The organism is Phyllobacterium endophyticum (assembly GCF_003010935.1).
GTDB classification, from domain to species: Bacteria; Pseudomonadota; Alphaproteobacteria; order Rhizobiales; family Rhizobiaceae; genus Phyllobacterium; species Phyllobacterium endophyticum.
The window spans coordinates 54,385-71,018 of sequence record NZ_PGGN01000004.1; the positions used below are offsets into that span (position 1 = coordinate 54,385).

Annotated in this window: 17 protein-coding genes and 1 riboswitch; of the genes, 3 read left to right on the forward strand and 14 right to left on the reverse strand. The window is 59.4% G+C overall.

Annotated features, from left to right (window positions below; genetic code table 11):
• The 12 genes from thiS to CU100_RS18555 all read right to left on the reverse strand — a co-directional run bounded on the left by thiS (window position 1) and on the right by CU100_RS18555 (window position 11,211).
• The gene (gene thiS, locus CU100_RS18500; protein WP_106718096.1) at window positions 1–198 is read right to left on the reverse strand and encodes a sulfur carrier protein ThiS; all 198 of its coding nucleotides are present in this window, start codon (window positions 196–198) and stop codon (window positions 1–3) included.
• Entirely contained in the window at window positions 195–1,151 is a 957-nt protein-coding gene (gene thiO / locus CU100_RS18505) for a glycine oxidase ThiO (protein ID WP_106718627.1), read from the reverse strand. The genes thiS and thiO overlap by 4 nt, the downstream gene beginning before the upstream one ends.
• 4 nt (window positions 1,152–1,155) lie before the next feature.
• On the reverse strand, window positions 1,156–3,000 hold the full coding sequence (gene thiC, locus CU100_RS18510; RefSeq protein ID WP_407070353.1) for a phosphomethylpyrimidine synthase ThiC: 1,845 nt from the start codon (window positions 2,998–3,000) through the stop codon (window positions 1,156–1,158).
• 179 nt (window positions 3,001–3,179) lie between these two features.
• A riboswitch (TPP riboswitch) is annotated at window positions 3,180–3,296 on the reverse strand.
• A gap of 45 nt (window positions 3,297–3,341) precedes the next feature.
• On the reverse strand, window positions 3,342–3,911 hold the full coding sequence (locus tag CU100_RS18515; protein ID WP_106718097.1) for an NADPH-dependent FMN reductase: 570 nt from the start codon (window positions 3,909–3,911) through the stop codon (window positions 3,342–3,344).
• A gap of 192 nt (window positions 3,912–4,103) precedes the next feature.
• Window positions 4,104–4,379 (reverse strand): 30S ribosomal protein S21, encoded by a 276-nt coding sequence (gene rpsU / locus CU100_RS18520; protein WP_106718098.1) that lies wholly within the window; start codon window positions 4,377–4,379, stop codon window positions 4,104–4,106.
• A 225-nt stretch (window positions 4,380–4,604) separates the two neighbouring features.
• The gene (locus tag CU100_RS18525) at window positions 4,605–4,949 is read right to left on the reverse strand and encodes a RidA family protein (RefSeq protein WP_106718099.1); all 345 of its coding nucleotides are present in this window, start codon (window positions 4,947–4,949) and stop codon (window positions 4,605–4,607) included.
• A 219-nt stretch (window positions 4,950–5,168) separates the two neighbouring features.
• Window positions 5,169–5,924, reverse strand: coding sequence for a 2-dehydro-3-deoxy-D-gluconate 5-dehydrogenase KduD (gene kduD, locus CU100_RS18530; RefSeq protein WP_106718100.1), 756 nt, complete (start codon window positions 5,922–5,924; stop codon window positions 5,169–5,171).
• On the reverse strand, window positions 5,921–6,757 hold the full coding sequence (kduI, locus tag CU100_RS18535; protein ID WP_407070360.1) for a 5-dehydro-4-deoxy-D-glucuronate isomerase: 837 nt from the start codon (window positions 6,755–6,757) through the stop codon (window positions 5,921–5,923). Before kduI ends, kduD begins: the two co-directional genes overlap by 4 nt.
• A 37-nt stretch (window positions 6,758–6,794) precedes the next feature.
• The gene (locus CU100_RS18540) at window positions 6,795–7,532 is read right to left on the reverse strand and encodes an ATP-binding cassette domain-containing protein (RefSeq protein ID WP_106718630.1); all 738 of its coding nucleotides are present in this window, start codon (window positions 7,530–7,532) and stop codon (window positions 6,795–6,797) included.
• A complete protein-coding gene (locus CU100_RS18545) occupies window positions 7,532–8,539 on the reverse strand; it encodes an ABC transporter permease (RefSeq protein ID WP_106718101.1) in 1,008 nt (335 codons plus the stop codon). The genes CU100_RS18540 and CU100_RS18545 overlap by 1 nt, the downstream gene beginning before the upstream one ends.
• Before the next feature lie 81 nt (window positions 8,540–8,620).
• A complete protein-coding gene (locus tag CU100_RS18550; protein ID WP_106718102.1) occupies window positions 8,621–9,571 on the reverse strand; it encodes a sugar ABC transporter substrate-binding protein in 951 nt (316 codons plus the stop codon).
• A 128-nt stretch (window positions 9,572–9,699) separates the two neighbouring features.
• Entirely contained in the window at window positions 9,700–11,211 is a 1,512-nt protein-coding gene (locus CU100_RS18555; RefSeq protein ID WP_106718631.1) for an aldehyde dehydrogenase family protein, read from the reverse strand.
• 120 nt (window positions 11,212–11,331) lie between these two features.
• On the opposite strand from CU100_RS18555, the gene CU100_RS18560 reads away from it, so the two are divergent.
• Window positions 11,332–12,033, forward strand: coding sequence for a GntR family transcriptional regulator (locus tag CU100_RS18560; RefSeq protein WP_170113901.1), 702 nt, complete (start codon window positions 11,332–11,334; stop codon window positions 12,031–12,033).
• A 30-nt stretch (window positions 12,034–12,063) separates the two neighbouring features.
• On the opposite strand, the gene CU100_RS18565 is transcribed toward CU100_RS18560, so the two are convergent.
• Complete coding sequence (locus CU100_RS18565; protein WP_106718103.1) at window positions 12,064–12,960, reverse strand: LysR family transcriptional regulator; 897 nt, start codon at window positions 12,958–12,960, stop codon at window positions 12,064–12,066.
• 258 nt (window positions 12,961–13,218) lie between these two features.
• Here CU100_RS18565 and CU100_RS18570 point away from each other — a divergent pair, with 258 nt between their 5' ends.
• Both CU100_RS18570 and CU100_RS18575 read left to right on the forward strand, forming a co-directional pair.
• Window positions 13,219–13,953 carry an SDR family NAD(P)-dependent oxidoreductase gene (locus CU100_RS18570; RefSeq protein ID WP_106718104.1) on the forward strand — a complete coding sequence of 245 codons (735 nt, stop codon included), beginning with the start codon at window positions 13,219–13,221 and terminating at the stop codon, window positions 13,951–13,953.
• A gap of 207 nt (window positions 13,954–14,160) precedes the next feature.
• Window positions 14,161–14,763 (forward strand): NADPH-dependent F420 reductase, encoded by a 603-nt coding sequence (locus CU100_RS18575; protein WP_106718105.1) that lies wholly within the window; start codon window positions 14,161–14,163, stop codon window positions 14,761–14,763.
• Between the two features lie 130 nt (window positions 14,764–14,893).
• Here CU100_RS18575 and CU100_RS18580 read toward each other — a convergent pair whose 3' ends face one another.
• A complete protein-coding gene (locus CU100_RS18580; RefSeq protein WP_106718106.1) occupies window positions 14,894–16,624 on the reverse strand; it encodes a Na/Pi cotransporter family protein in 1,731 nt (576 codons plus the stop codon).
• Between the last annotated feature and the right edge of the window lie 10 nt (window positions 16,625–16,634).

Sequence of the window (16,634 nt, forward strand, 5' to 3'; positions counted from 1 at the left end):
TCAGCCTCCTTGCCTCGGTGTAAGAATCTCGACCCGGTCGCCCTCGCTCAGGTGGCAAGTCGGACGTTCCCTCGGACGCACGAGTTCACCATTCACCGCCGTGGCCAGCCATTCGCCGTCAAACTCGAGTTCGGCAAGTAGTCCATCGAGTAATCGCGCCGACACATCATGCGGCTCTCCGTTGACGATCAATTTCAATGTCTTGCACTCCTTTCCTTCAAGATCAGGTCCGCCGCCTGCGCTGCCATCGCGGGCGCCAGCAGAAAGCCATGCCTATAGAGCCCGTTGATGCTGATGATGTTTCCCATGCGGATGACGCGCGGCAGATTGTCGTTATACGCCGGGCGAATGCCTACTCCCGTCTCCAGTATCTCGGCCTCGCCGAATGCCGGATGCAGGCTATAGGCGGCATTCAGCAATTCCATCATGGAGCGGGCAGTAATCGGCCCTTGCCAATCGCTCTCTATCATCGTCGCGCCCACCATGAATGTATGGTCGGTTCGCGGTACGACATAGACAGGAATGCGCGGATGTACGAGCCGAACGGGACGGGACAAAGAGATGTCCCGCGTTCGCAAGATCAGCATCTCGCCGCGCACCCCCCGCATATCCGCATTGTCAGGGGAATAACCAGTGCACTGGACAGTCCAGTCGAATCCGGCCGTTGCGGCCGGGTCATTCTCGAATGCGACACCGGCACTTGCAAGTGAAGTTGCGAGATCGATCAGCGCGCGACGGGGATCGAGATGCGCTTCCTCCCTGAAAAAGAGGCCTTTGCGAAAACGTCCCGCCAGGTCCGGTTCCAGCACGGCGATTGAGTCTCCATCAGTCCACTCGAATCCCGACGTCCGCGATCCGAACCTTTCGAGCTCCTTGACGTCACGTGCTGGCGCGAGGACCAGCGTGCCATTGCGAATAACAGAGCCTGGCAGCACTGCCTCCCACCATCCGGCGGCTCGCTGGCCAAGCGCGACGACAGCCTGCTCAGCGCTTTCCCGCTCGCAATAAGGTGCCAGCATGCCTCCTGCAAACCAGGATGCAGCCTGGTTGCCCTTCGCCGGGTTGAGTACCGTAACGCGGGCGCCGCGTGATGCGAGTTCGTGCGCGACCGCAAGCCCTGCAACACCGGCGCCCTGCACGAGTACGCTCAAACCGTCAGGCACTTTCGTTCAGCGGCATGTATAGACTGCCGCCCTCGCGAAACTTCTCCGCCATGGCGGCCATGCCTTCTTTTTGCGCCTCGGCCCGGATATCGTGGGAGATGCGCATGGAGCAGAATTTCGGGCCGCACATCGAGCAGAAATGCGCCACCTTGTGTGCCTCTTTCGGCAAGGTCTCATCATGATAGAGACGTGCAGTCTCCGGATCGAGCGACAGGTTGAACTGGTCCTCCCAGCGAAATTCGAAACGCGCCCGCGATAGGGCATCATCGCGAAGTTGCGCCGCGGGATGTCCTTTGGCGAGGTCGGCGGCATGGGCGGCGATCTTGTAGGTAATCACGCCAATTTTCACATCGTCGCGGTTTGGCAGGCCGAGGTGCTCTTTCGGCGTGACGTAGCAAAGCATCGCCGTGCCGAACCAGCCGATCATCGCGGCACCGATCCCCGACGTGATGTGATCGTAGCCGGGAGCAATATCGGTTGTGAGCGGTCCAAGCGTATAAAACGGCGCCTCGCCGCAAACGGCGAGTTGCTTATCCATGTTTTCCTTGATCTTGTGCATCGGCACGTGGCCCGGACCCTCGATCATCACCTGGCAATCCTTGGCCCACGCAATCTGCGTAAGTTCTCCAAGCGTCTCGAGCTCGGCAAACTGCGCTGCATCGTTGGCATCGGCGATCGACCCCGGGCGTAGACCATCGCCCAGGGAAAAACTCACATCATAGGCGCGGCAAATATCGCAGATCTCCCCGAAATGTTCGTAGAGGAAGCTTTCGCGATGGTGATGCAGGCACCACTTCGCCATGATCGATCCGCCCCGCGACACAATTCCGGTCACGCGGTTCACGGTCAGCGGAATATAGTGGAGCCGCACGCCCGCATGAATGGTGAAATAATCCACACCCTGTTCGGCCTGCTCGATCAACGTGTCGCGGTATGTTTCCCACGTCAGGTTCTCGGCAATGCCGTCGACTTTTTCCAGCGCCTGATAGAGCGGAACAGTGCCGATCGGCACTGGCGAGTTGCGGATGATCCATTCGCGAATGTTGTGGATGTTGCGCCCGGTGGAAAGGTCCATCACCGTGTCGGCGCCCCAGCGTATCGCCCAGACCATCTTTTCCACCTCCTCTTCCATGGAGGACGTCACTGCAGAATTTCCGATATTGGCGTTGATCTTGACCAGGAAATTGCGGCCGATGATCATCGGTTCGAGCTCGGGATGATTGACATTGGCAGGAATGATCGCCCGCCCCCGGGCAATTTCGTCGCGTACGAACTCCGGAGTCACATGATCGGGGATCGATGCCCCGAACGATTCGCCATCGCGCAGGACGCCGCTCCTTGCGGCCTCGCGACCGAGATTTTCGCGAATCGCGACATATTCCATTTCGGGCGTGATGATCCCGGCCCGCGCATAGGCAAGCTGGGTTACCGCTTTGCCGCCGGCCGCCTTCAGCGGCCGGTTGCGGACAGGAAATTCCGGGGTGAGCCGTTCGCCCGTGGCAAAGCCATTGTCCGCAGGGATCACGCAACGGCCATCATAGGCATGGAGGTCGCCTTGCCCCACAAGCCAGCTTTCGCGAATGCGCGCAATTCCCTTGGCGATATCGATCCCTGCTGTCGGATCGCTGTAGGGACCCGAGGAATCATAGACTGCCACGTTGGGCTCACCGGCCGTTGGATGGACGGCGATCTCGCGCATCGGCACACGGATATTGGGATGTATCTGCCCGGCCTTGTATATCTTTGTCGAGGCAGGCAAAGGCCCCGTCGAAACGGCTGGTGCCTTGGAAGTTGTCGGATTGGATACGGTCATCATCAGGTTCCTTTGCCCGCTCATGACCCCAAAAAGCGCTTCCTTTTTGGATAAGGATCATGAGCCATTAAAAGTGTTGCTGGCCATGATGCGTCCAATCAGTGGATGCGTGGCGCAGCAAGTGCGTGGAAACCCAGTTCTGTGCCGGAAGGATGAAAGGAGTTCGCGAGTCGGATGATAGACCGAGTGCCTGAACACTCCACGCGAAGACTTTTGCACCGTCCCTACGCCAGTATGAACTGGATCAGGTTCAACGGGTCACTGCGCTGCAAAAGCCAGCAGTATCTCAGCCCCTTGTCGGGACCCCCCTGGTGAATGTGTTCATGTGACCCGCTGGAAACATGATTGTCAAGCGGGTCGAGGCCTCAGGAAGCGCGGAGAGGCTTCAGCGCTGTCGCCCATTTGAGCAATTCGCTCAGCATTGTCGCTGCACCGGCTGTCATCGGATCGTTCGCCTCGAACACACCCTCGTCATTGATGAACTGCCTGTAATTGGGGACCGGCACACCTTCGGGAATCGGAACCATGTGCAACCCTGCAATCAACCCCTTGATGGATTCGACCGAGCGCAGACCACCCGATATACCGCCATAGCTGACAAAGGCCGCCGGCTTGTAGCTCCATTCATTGAACAGATAAATCAGGGCGTTGGTCAAGGATGGCGGCGCGTTGTAATCATACTCGGGCGTGACGAAAACATAAGCGTCGGCGGAATCGACGATATCGCTCCACTTTTTCGTGTGTGCATGTTCATACTTCTTCATTTTCGGATGGTTCGGCTCGTCGAGGATCGGAAGGTTCACTTCGGCAAGGTCGACAAGTACCGGTTCGAACCGCCCATCCTTCCTGGCGAATTCGTAAAACCAGTTTGCAACCGCAGGGCCACCGCGGCCCGGCCGTGTACTGGCGATTATGGTATTCAGTCTCAATGCCATCTGATGAGCCTCCATAGGATTCGATATGTGTAACATGAGAGCGGTTGGAGAGTTCCGTCGGGCAAGTTCTCCGGAGAACGCCGCATCTTTTAACTCAAGGTGGAACGCCGGGGTAATCACAAAAACAAACCCGCGACGGCCTGGGCCATGCGGGTTCTGCGTTTATAGAATGACCGGGTGACCGGTCATGGATTATCGGTTGTTGAAATCGCTGCCATTGTTGCCGGCTGGGCGGGCAATACGTTCTTTCTTCTTCGGACCGGGCAACAGGCCTTCGCGCTGAGCCTGCTTGCGTGCAGCTTTGCGAGCGCGGCTCACGGCTTCTGCCTTTTCACGGACACGGCGCTCGGATGGCTTTTCAAACGCCTGGCGCGCCTTCATTTCGCGGAAGAGACCTTCCCGCTGCATCTTCTTCTTCAGTACCCGGAGGGCCTGTTCAACATTGTTATCACGGACGAGAACTTGCAATCGTTTTCCTTACCCATGCTTGTCTCGCCTTGCAGGTGAGAATTTAACCGCAATCAGACAAGCGTTTGAAGAATTGCCACTACGGCAATCCCGGAGAAGCGCGGACTTTATTCATTTCCGCGCCAAAAATCCAGTGCGTTGAAGCAATTTACTTGCGTATTTCAGCCACAGGAACAGTTAATCTCACCAGCGTCCGGTTATTCAGCGCCCAACCGGCCGCGTGGATTAAATTGCCGCGGTGACGATGATTTCAACCTTGTACTCCGGCGTTGCAAGCTTGGCTTCGCCGGTCGCGCGGGCAGGTGTATTGGCAGGATCGACCCAGGCGTCCCAAACGGCATTCATCTCACCGAAATCCTTCATATCGTCGAGCCAGATGATAGCCTGCAACAGCTTCGATTTGTCGGTGCCTGCTTCCTTGAGCAGCCGATCGACCGCAGCCAGAACATCCTTCGTCTGCTCTGTTACGCTCTTGCCGGGACCGCCGACCTGTCCAGCGAGATAAACAGTGTTGCCGTGGATGACGGCCTGGCTCATACGCGGTCCAACTTCGATGCGGCGGATGCTCATGGAGATCTCCTCTAGTTTTCTCAGACATGAAAAAAGGGCCGTGCGGCCCTTTGGCAAAAGAGTGGTGGGCACAGTAGGGATCGACCTGCGATCCGCTGATCAAGAGTCAGCTCCCTACATTTGGCGCTTGTTACCGTACTTCATCATTCGTTTGCAAGCGCAATCACTCGGGCGATCAGGACAACCTATGATCAGCGACTGACGCTGATATTCTCGTTCTTACCGCGCCAGCCATCCACCATCCACGGGAAGGATCGTGCCGTGCACGTAGTCCGACGCGCGGGAAGCGAGGAAGACGGCCGCTCCAGCCATATCGTCGGCTCGCGCCCAGCGCCCGGCCGGGATGCGTTTCAGGATATCGGCATTGCGTTCGGCATCCGCCCGCAGCGCCGCGGTGTTGTTGGTCTCGACATAGCCCGGGGCAATGGCGTTGACGTTGATGCCATGGGCTGCCCACTCGTTTGCCATCAGCCGTGTCAGGCCTGCAAGGCCGCTCTTTGCCGCCGTGTAGGATGCAACGCGAATGCCGCCCTGGAACGACAGGAGCGAGGCGATGTTGATGATCTTGGCGGGCATCTTGGCCGCCATCGCCACGCGAGCGAAGGACTGGGAGAGAAAGAACGCCGATTTCAGATTGGTGTCCATGACGGCATCCCAGTCCTCCTCGGTGAAATCGATCGTATCGGCCCGGCGGATGATTCCGGCATTATTGACAAGAATATTCGGGCGGTTGCCAACGGCTGCTGTTTGCTCCACCACTCCGCGCACCTCGTCCATCCTGGAAAGATCTGCAAAAAGAGGATGAAACGACCGGCCGCGGGCCACCACAAGGGCTGCGGTTTCCTCCATTGGCGAACGCCCGACGCCGATAATGTCGGCACCGGCACCTGCAAGGCCGACGGCAATCGCCTGGCCGATGCCCGTGTTGGCACCGGTGACAACGGCGCACTGGCCGGAAAGATCGAACGGATTCATCGCAAACCTTCCATCGGAACCTTGTCCATGTCGGTGAAGCTCATGTTATCGCCAGCCATTGCCCAGATAAAGGAATACCGGCCGGTGCCGGCGCCGGAGTGGATGGACCATCCCGGCGACAGTACCGCATCATGGCTTTTCAGAACCAGATGCCGCGTTTCGTGCGGTTCACCCATGAAATGGAAGACACGGGTCGCCTCTTCCATGCCGAAGTAGAGATACACCTCCATGCGCCGGTCATGGACATGCGCGGGCATGGTGTTCCAGACGGAACCGGGCTCGAATATCGTCAGACCGACAAGGAGTTGGCAGCTTTCGCAGACATCCGGATGCACATATTGGTTGATCGTACGGGCATTGGCCTCTTCGGCCGACCCCATGCGCACCTTCCTGGCCATCTCGAGCGTGATCAGCACTGTCGGGCAAGCACGGTGCGCAGGTGCACTCAGCAGATAGAATTCGGCAGGATTCTCCGGTTCGTCGCTGCGGAACGAAAGACGCCCCTGGCCCATGCCGGCATAAAGCGCATCCTGAAACCCAAGAGGATAATCGGCGCCGCCAACAGTGACCATGCCCTTTCCGCCGATATTGAGAATGGCGGCCTCGCGGCGTTCGAGGAAATGGCTGGTGCCGGTTTCCTTGACCTGATCGATGACCAGATCTTCTCCCACGGGAACAATGCCGCCGACAATCATCCGGTCGAGATGGCTGTAGGTGAGATTGACGTTGCCCTTTGAAAAGAGCCCTTCGATGAGGAAGCCTTCGCGCAAGGCTTTCGTGTTGCGCCCGGCAGCGTCTTCTGGGCCAACGACCTGGCGCACGTTTACGGAAATTGTCACGACATTTGCCTCTTGGCGTTTGATGGAAAGGTCAGGTGAGAACGACATATTCGGTAAGCTGGCTGATACTGGTATCTGCCTTGTTCACATCGAACACCTTGGTCCCATGGCTCATGATCACAAACCGGTCGCAGACCTGGTAGGCGTGGTAGAGATTATGCGTCACCAGCACGCTCGACACTCCCTCGGCCTTCAGCTTCAGCACCTGCGCCAGCAGGGCTTCCGTTTCGCGCACCGACAGGGCCGAGGTCGGCTCGTCGAGAAGCAGCACTCGCCGTTTGAAAAAGACCGCGCGCGCGATGGCGACGGCCTGCTTCTGGCCGCCGGACAGGTCCCCGACCAACTTGTCGGGAGAATCTATACCGGAAATATGGACGGCCTTCTCCAGCACCTCCATGGCGATGTCGCGCATCTCGACCTGTTTGAGAAAGCCGAAAACATCGGTGCGCTCGCGGCCCATGAAGATATTGCGGGTGATCGAGAGCGAATCCACCAGCGCAGTATTCTGGTAGATCGTTTCAATGCCTGCATCGGCGGAATCCGACCGGCAGGTGAACAGCGTCCTTTGACCGTCAACGCTCAAGTAGCCGGAGGTCGGTTTGTAAATTCCCGAAATGAGATTGACTGTCGTGGATTTGCCGGCGCCGTTGTCGCCGAGAAGGCCGACGACTTCGCTTGGGCCGATGTGGAAGCTCAGATCCCTGAGCGCCGTCAGCGCGCCAAAGCTCTTGGAAATATTGTGCAGTTCGAGAAGATTGGATGCCGGCATCATGCGGCCCCCCGGCGTTCGATGAGATGATTGAAGGCGGCTGCGACCACGATCAGCGTTGCGATAAACATGTCGAGGTAGAAGCCTGGGGCTCTGAGCAGCAGAAGCACATCGGTGATCGTGTGGATCAGCATGACCCCGAGGAAGATGCCGATGATCGAGCCGCGGCCGCCACGCAGCGAAAGCCCGCCAATGACGCAGGCGGCAATCGCCTGAAGCTCCAGCCCGGCACCCTGCCCCGGCTGAACGCTTCCGACACGCGCCGTGGCGATGATGCCGGCAACCGCCGCCATACCGCCGGCAATGGCAAAGGCCACCAGCTTGACCCGGTCAGTGTTGATGCCGATCGCCGTTGCCGCGGCAGGATTGCCACCGGTGGCGAACACATGGTTGCCGAATTTGTGACGGTGCAGCAGCAAATAGAAACCGGCAACGAACAGCATGATCCAGATGAAGGCGGCATTGATGCCGAGGAGTGTCCCGGCAAACAGGCTCGAAAAGGCAGGTTCCGGATCGAACCGTACCTGGACGGCGCCGTTATAAAGCAGCACGGCGCCGCGCCAGAACAAGAGGCCACCGAGCGTGACGATAAAGGATGGCAGGCCGAAGCGCAGCGTGATCGTGCCGTTGAGGAGACCAATCATCACTCCCAGCAGAATGCCGAGCGGTGCCGCGATGAAAGCACTCATGCCACCATCGACGAGGCTCGCCATCAGGACCGCCGTCAAGGTGTAGACGGAGCCGATAGAGAGATCGAACTCACCGGCAATCATCAAGATGCCAGCGCCCAGCGCCAGGCATCCCAGTACCGGTATGGCCTTCATGAGGATCGTCAGATTCTGCGGTGACAGGTAACGGAAGTCGTCGGGATAGGCGAGCGCTCCGGCGATGCAGACGATTTGGAGGGCCGCGAAAACCAGGAGAATCGCTCCGGCCGGCATGGTCATGATCTGCTTCAGCAGCGATTGCTTTTTCGTGCGCGATTTCGGCACGGCACTGTCGGTCATGGCGTGGGTCACTGTCGTTACTCTGTTCCAGGAATAGGTGAGCCTTCCGGCCGTTGCCGGAAGGTCTTCACGCGCTGCGCTCTATCGGTAGCTGCCGATCAGCGGCTTGACTGAACTGATGCGCGACTTATCGAGAAAGGCGCCCTGGCCCGTATCGACGTCGGTCGGGGTCAGACCGTATTTCTTTGCCAGAGCGATCTGGGCAATCGGATAATAACCCTGCAGGTAAGGTTGCTGATCCATCGTCGCGAACATGGCGCCGGATTCCACGGCATTAACGATTTCGACGGCGAGATCGAAGCCGCCGAAGGGAATGTTGACGCCGGCATCCTTGATGGCGCCTGCTCCGACCGTCGAAGTGACAGACCCGGTGCCGAACAGTGCCTTGACTGTCGGGTTCGCGATCAGGAACTGGGCGATGATGTTCTGTGCTTCGGCCGGATCAAGCCCGGAGCGCACCGTTTCCACCTTGATGCCCTTTTCCTTCATCGCCTTTTCGATGCCGCCGCCACGCGCAACCGCGAAGCTGGCTTCGGGAATCTCGCGCGGGTTGAAGACCACGTCGCCTTCCTTCAGGCCGAACTGCTCGATCATCCGATTGCCGAGCTCGACCCCGGAGGCAAACTCGTTCATGCCGACATAGGCCTGGCGGCAATTGCCCTTGGCGCCCTCCAGATCGTCATTGTTGAAACCGATGACGATGATGCCCGCCTTGACAGCGGCGCAGATGCTTGCATCGAACGCATCCGAACTGGAGATTGCAACGGCAATGCCGTCGACGCCGCTGACCGTGGCGCTCTCGATCAGGTCGTTTTGGCGGACCGGGTCGTTGTTGGCATATTGCACGTCGAGATCGACGCCAAACTGCGCCGCGGCATCTTGTGCGCCTTTGACGACGGGGTTAAAGAACTGGACACTTGGATCAAGGTATATGATCATCGTCGCCTTGACATCGGCCGCTACGGCTGTCGATGTGAAGGCCAAAGCTGCGCACGCCGCAAGCATTGCGGTTTTCAATCTGGTCAATTTCATTTTGCGTATCCTCCCTTTGGATGTGCAATCGGGTCGAAAGACCCATGTCTCGGCTGGCGGGCTCCGACCAAAGATCGCGCCAGCCGAGATTTTCCTCCTCTACCCCAGTTTCCGAGTGAGCTACCCCACTAGAACCAGGGATCCGGCCGTCCCAAGGTCACGTGAATGCCCTTGAACTGAGAATACTCATCAAAACCGTAACGTCCGAGCTCGCGCCCTAGGCCACTTTTCTTGTAGCCGCCGATAGGCAACTCGGGCGCGCCGTCAATGACGCTGTTGATCCAGCAGCGTCCCGCGCGGATGCGCCGGATGCTCTGAAGCGCATTTTCGAGATTGGTGGACCAGACGCTGGCCGACAGGCCGTACTCCGATGCATTGGCCAGGGCGACCGCCTCATCGGCGGTCTTGAAGGTCAGCGTCGAGAGCACCGGTCCGAAGATTTCTTCGCGGGCGATCGACATGTCGGCGGTGACACCCGTAAAAACGGTTGGGGCATAGTAGAGTCCAACCCCCTGCCCGATCCTTGCGCCGCCGAGCAGGAGTTCAGCGCCCTCGGCCTGTCCTGCCTCGACATAGGAATGCACCTTGGCGGCATGCGCCTCCGAGATCATAGCGCCGATTTTCGTTCGCTCGTTCAGGGGATCGCCGAAAGTGACCTTGCGGGAAATATCGAGTAGACGGTCGAGGAGCGCATCGCGGATACCCTCCTGCACCAGCAGCCGGCTTCCGGAAATGCAACACTGGCCGGCATTGTGGTACACGCCGTAGGCAATGCCGTCCGCCGCCGCTTCCAGGTCGGCATCGGCAAAAACGATCTGCGGCCCCTTGCCGCCCAGTTCAAGGCCGACGCGCTTGACGCTTCGGGCAGCGATCTCGCCAAGTTTCGTGCCGACCCTCACCGAACCCGTGAAGGCGATCATGTCGGTACCGGGATCTTCCGCCAGGACCTGGCCGGCCGGATCGCCGTAGCCAGTGACGACGTTGAAGACGCCGTCGGGAATGCCAGCCTCGCGCGCCAGTTCCGCCATGCGGATCGAGGTGCCGGAGGTGAATTCGGACGGCTTCAGCACGACCGTGCAGCCGCCGCCGATCGCCCATGGCACCCGCTCGGAGGCTATGATGAAGGGAAAGTTCCAGGGCGTGATGATGCCGACGACGCCGACGGGCTCCCTGAGCACGAGACCGAGACGGTTGTCGCCGATATTATTATGCGTCTGGCCTTCCAGCGCCCGCGCCTGACCGGCCGCATAGGACCAGAGATCCGCGCAGAAAGTGATTTCGCCGCGTGCCTGGGCAATCGGCTTTCCAACCTCCAGGCTTTCGATCAGGGCGATCTCTTCCACATGGGCGAGAATAAGCTCGGCCGTCTTGAACATCAGTCGCGAGCGTTCGGCACCCGACATGCGGGGCCATGGCCCCGTGTCGAAGGCGCGCCGCGCGGCTGCGATGGCGGCACGAACATCGCCCGCTGACGCGTCCGGCCAGGTCCCGACTACAATGCCGGCATGGCCCGGGCTTACCCGGTCTATCGTCTTGCCCGATGCTGCATCGACGGACTTGCCATCGACAAGCATTCTGTAGCGGGCTTTACTCTGCAAACGCGGATCACTGGAATCGGGGCTTATGAAATTGGACTGTATCGTCATTGACCAACCGGGTTCTATGTCCCGGCTCCTCCCTCTTGGCATATCGAGTGCCAAGCTTGTGCTTCCGTTAAGTTGTATGGTACTGTATGGTGGCTCAAAACAAATGTCAACGAGATGACGGTTACGAAAAGCATGAACCTTGAGACACTGAAAATCGAAACGGGGGAAACCACCGCCGCGCAGGTGGAACGCGACTTGCGCGAGGCGATCATCCGTCTCGATCTCGCACCCGGCTCACGCCTGTCCGAACAGGAAATCGCGTCCCGCCTCGGCGTTTCCCGCCAGCCGGTCCGGGAGGCGCTGATCGCCCTTGGGAAATCCAAGCTTGTCGAGATCCGCCCCAATCGAGGAACCGTCGTGGTCCGCATCTCGGCGCGCCAGATGATGGAAGCCCGCTTCGTGCGCGAGGCGATCGAAGTTGCCGTTGCCCGCCGAGCCAGCGAAAGCTTCGACACGTGGACGAGGCGAAAGATAGACAGCATCCTCGAGCGACAGCGTATGGCAATGACCGACCACGACCACAATGCGTTCCGGCGCGAAGATGAGCAGTTTCATATTGCGATTGCAGAAGGCGCCGGCTGTGGTCTCGCCTGGAACGCGATTTCAGACATCAAGGCGCATATGGATCGGGTTTGCAATTTGCAGCTCCGTAACCCCGCCTCCATGAAAAATCTCATCGAACAGCACCAGAAGATCGTCACCGCCATCGACACCCGAAACCCCGATGCTGCAGCCGACGCCATGAGAGCACATCTGAACGGCATACTGACCGATCTGCCACAGATCGAATCCGATAATCGTGAGCTGTTCGAATAACGACTTGCCGCGTTGTGTATGGTACCAGGCTCAGTCGCGCGATACGGACAGCCCCGCGAGAAGCGGCGCATACGCGGCGAGCCTGCCGGATACGAACTCGGTAAAGAGCCGCACGCGCTTCGTCTTGCGTGTCTCTCCTTGCGTAAGAAGCCAGAGCGTTCCGTACATATGCAGGTCGGTGCCTGGCACCCTCACCAGTAGCGGGTCGGCATCTCCGACGAAGCACGGCAGTGTCGTGATCCCAAGCCCTTGCCGTACAGCAACGATCTGCGCCCCTGCGTCCGTGGTCCTGAAAGGAACCCCTGTGGTGCGAACCTCACCCTCGCTGGCCCAATCCGGGATGCCATGTATGCTTATGACGATCCAACGGATGGGATCCGGCGCACCCGCACGCCACGCGACCAGTCGATCGCGAGACATGTAGACGCCGCCGAATATTTCCGGTCCCTTCACGCCGTGAAGATTGAGCGGCAGGGTTTTTCGGTCGTAGACGACGCGGATCGCCACATCGGCGTCTCGGTTGGTCAGATTTACCAGGTCGCCGGACGACGAGATTTCCATCTCGATGTCCGGATGCAGGCGCGTAAATTCAGCGAAGTCCGGCATAAGCAAGTGCGTCGCGAGGGTCGGAGCTAACGTCACCCGCAAAAGCCCCCGCACGCTTTGGTCGCGCCCGAAGACACGCGTCTCCAGCCGGTTCGACGATGCATCCATCTCCTCCGCGAACTCGAGGACCTCCTCGCCCGCAGCCGTCAGGCGGTAGCCTGAGGGCAGCTTCTCGAACATCTGCGCCCCGAGGCGTTCCTCCAGCTGGGCAATGCGCCGCAGCACGGTGGTGTGGTTCACCCCGGCGCGCTCGGCGGCGGCTCGAACCGAGCCCCCACGCGCGACGGCGAGAAAGTAGCGAACGTCGTCCCAGTCGATCATGGTGCAATCCCGCACCTCCCGGTGCGCCTTCCATAGTCCCGTATCGAACACACCCAACGGCGGTACGTAGGGTCATCATAGCCTATGTAGCCTAAATCCGAACGACAGACACTGACCGCCGTGGCTGGCGCCAATCGTCCAGCCGGATCGATTTTGCACCACCCATGTGCGCGCTTCCGCACTCAACAACTGATACCGGCACTCCTATTTCGGGGTTCTCGGAGGCAGACGCCGTCCGACATCACGAAAGGAGAAGTCATGGGAAAGCTTGAGAGTAAGATTGCCGTCATCACGGGTGGGTCGAGCGGCATGGCGCTGGCGAGCGCCAAGCGGTTCGTTGAAGAAGGCGCATATGTTTTCATCACGGGCCGGAGACAGGAGACGTTGGACGAGGCCGTCAAGCTGATCGGCCGCAACGTGACCGGCGTGCGCGGCGACGCATCCAATCTCGACGACCTCGACCGCCTGTTCGATACTGTCAAGCGAGAAAAGGGCAGCATTGACGTTCTCTACGCGAGTGCTGGCACGGGCGAAGCGCTCCCACTGGGCCAAATTACCGAGCAGCACTTCGATGCGACCTTCAACCTGAATACGCGCGGCACGCTGTTTACCGTGCAGAAGGCGTTGCCGCTGTTCAACGATGGCGGATCGATCTTCATGACCGGGTCGGTCGCTTCGATCAAGGGTTTTCCCGGCTACAGCGTCTATGCCGCGAGCAAGGCGGCGCTGCACGCATACGCCCGCGGGTGGCTCAACGAGCTCAAGGGCAGGAATATACGGGTGAACGTGCTGCATCCAGGGCCGATCGCTACGCCGATGCAGGACCAGGTTCTCACCGAAGAGGCGAAGCAGATGTTCGAATCCCTGATCCCGCGGGGAAAGATGGGGCGTCCTGAGGAAATTGCGGCGGCCGCGCTGTTTCTCGCTTCAGACGATTCGAGCTTCGTGAATGGCGTCGAATTGTCTGTCGACGGCGGCTTCTCGGCCATCTGAGATCGCTTCGGATAGCAGTAGGCGGCTAACCGTCCCGCCGTGCAAAAGTTGTTCACGGCAGGACGTCTACGCGTTGATTCAAATCGATGACGCGCATCCCTTGGCGTGGCGGTCTGACGACTCGCGAAGGTCATCAGGAAACGAAACGGATAACCCAGCGCCTTTGTGGGCTGGCAATCGATATCAAAATCGGATTGGAGAAATATTATGAGCTATGCGATTGTAGGTTTCGGTGCGGTAGGCCAGGCTCTCGCCCACGCCTTCGCCCGTAATAACATCGAGGTGGCCGTAGCGAGCCGCCGGCCGCCCGAGGCATTGGCACCGCAGGCTCGGGCGATTGGCACGACCGTCGTCGCCAAGTCGCTGCGCGATGCACTCGACGCCGACACAATCATCTTGGCGGTTCCGTTCGGCGAGCATCGCGAGGTTGCGAGGGCCCTGCCGAGCTGGCAAGGCAAGACGATCATCGACGCGACGAACGCGTTTGGAGTTCTCCCTGAAGAGCTTGACGGGCTCCCGTCCTCCGCATTCGTCGCGAAGTCATTCGCCGGCGCCAAGCTTGTGAAAGGTTTCAACCACCTGGTTGCAGCCATCCTGGCTGCCGATCCGGTCGTCGAGGGCGGGCACCGGGTCGTCTTCATGTCTGGTGACGACGAGGACGCGATCACTCCCGTGGCGAGCTTGGCCAAACAACTCGGGTTCGCACCTATCAAGCTGGGAAAGCTCGACGGGGGTGGCGCGCTGGTGCACGCACGCGGCCGCACTTGGGGCGCACTCATCTTCAAGGACTTGTTCAAGAAGGAGCAGTAAACGATCGCTCTTCAGGTGCGGGCGCAAGGGTGCGTCGGCGAATGATGCGCCGGCGTGCCCTCGATGCCGGCGCGTTTCGGTGAAAGAACATCTCCCGTGCGAGACGTTGCGGGTTCCCGGGAGCCGGCAGTTATTCTGCCGGTGCAGGGATCATGCCTTCGTCCATGGTCGGGCGCTGGTATGGCTGGTTGCGTGCCGCCGCGCGGGCAAGAACAGCCTGCCGGTTGACCGATTTACGCTCGTCATCGATACGGCGGATCAAAAGCTCGGCGCGTTCGATGGAGCCGAGAAGCGCGAGGATCGTGCCGCGTTCGGCGGCGCCTGCGTTCGGCCCCAGCGACAATGTCCGGGCACGAAGTTCCGCGACCTCGGGAAAGCTGACATGACCCGCCGGCATGTTGGGCTCCTTGACGCCGTAGTTTGGCAGGATGTCGCGCAGCGAAGCGTCGAGCTTGTTCAGCGCAACATCGACGATCGCCTGGGCCTGCGCGGAGAATGTCTCGCGTTTGACACGCCGGGCAACCTGATGCATCGATTCCGTCAGTGCGGCGGTAAAATCAGCCTCCTCGATCAGACTTGCGACCAGGTCGAGTTGTTCATAGGGGAGATCTTCCTGCATCAGCGAGGCGGTGTAGGCTCGGATATCGCGACTGAGGATATCCGTTGCCAGATAGTGTTCTCCCGGATCCGATGGTGCCGTTTTGGCAGAACGGGCGATCTGCAGGAATATCGCGCCAGCTTGCAAATGCCGGGCGGTCTCCTGCTGCACGGCCGGGATTGCTTTTGCAAAGTCACCTGCGAGCTTGCGATCGAGGAACTTCGGCGTGGAATAATCTTCGATGTCTTCCGCATCTGTGCGGCCGACCCGTGCCAGGACGCGTTCGAAAACGCCGATGAAGGGAAAGAGCAACAGCGTGTTGAAGACATTGAAGAATGTCGAGAAAAGACCGACTGCGACAGGAACCAGCGGGAAGGTTTCCTTTCCGTCGACGAGCACCGGAATTCCCGGATCGCCGCCAAACCATTGCATGGCCCATCCCAGGACGTCGATCGACAGGAAGAAAAGTGGGACGGTAATGCAGACACCGATGATGTTGAACGAGATATGGGCATAGGCGGCGCGTTTGGCGTTCTTCGAAAGATTGAGCGACGCGATCCAGGAGGTAATGGTCGTGCCAAGATCCGCACCGAGCGAGAAGGCGACAGCTGTCGTCCAGTCGAGTATGCCGGCGGCGCCAAGGCCCATGACGATACCGATCGTAGCAGACGAAGAGTGAATCATCGCGGTGACGAGTGCGGCGATCAGAACGCATTTGATGAGATTGAAGTAGGAATCAGCCTGCAATGTCGACAATACGTCCATCACTTCCGGCATGTTGCGCAGCGGGCGGAGGCCGCCTGTCATCAAGTTGAGGCCGTAGAAAATCAGCGCGAAGCCCATGCAGGCCAGAGCGATATTGCGAACCTTCTCGTTCTTGGAGAAACAATAGACCAGCGAGAAGACACCGGCGAGGATGAGGCCCAGCGGACCGAGCGGCAGGGCGATCAGGCCGTTGCCAAGCGTGGTGCCGATATTGGCGCCCATGATGACGCTGATGGCGGGCCGGAGCGCGACAACGCCGGCATTGACGAGGCCAACCACCATGACTGTCATGGCGGTCGATGATTGGATTACCCCGGTGATCAGCGTGCCGGCGATAACGCCTTTGACCGGCGTTCCAGCCGCCTTTGCGAGAAAGGCCCGCATTTTTGTAACCGAAAGCGCCTGAATGCCATTCGACATGAACTCGAGACCGAGCATAAAGATGCCCAGCCCGCCGATGACTGGAACGAGGATGTCCTTGAAGATATCTATGTTCATTCTGCTTGTT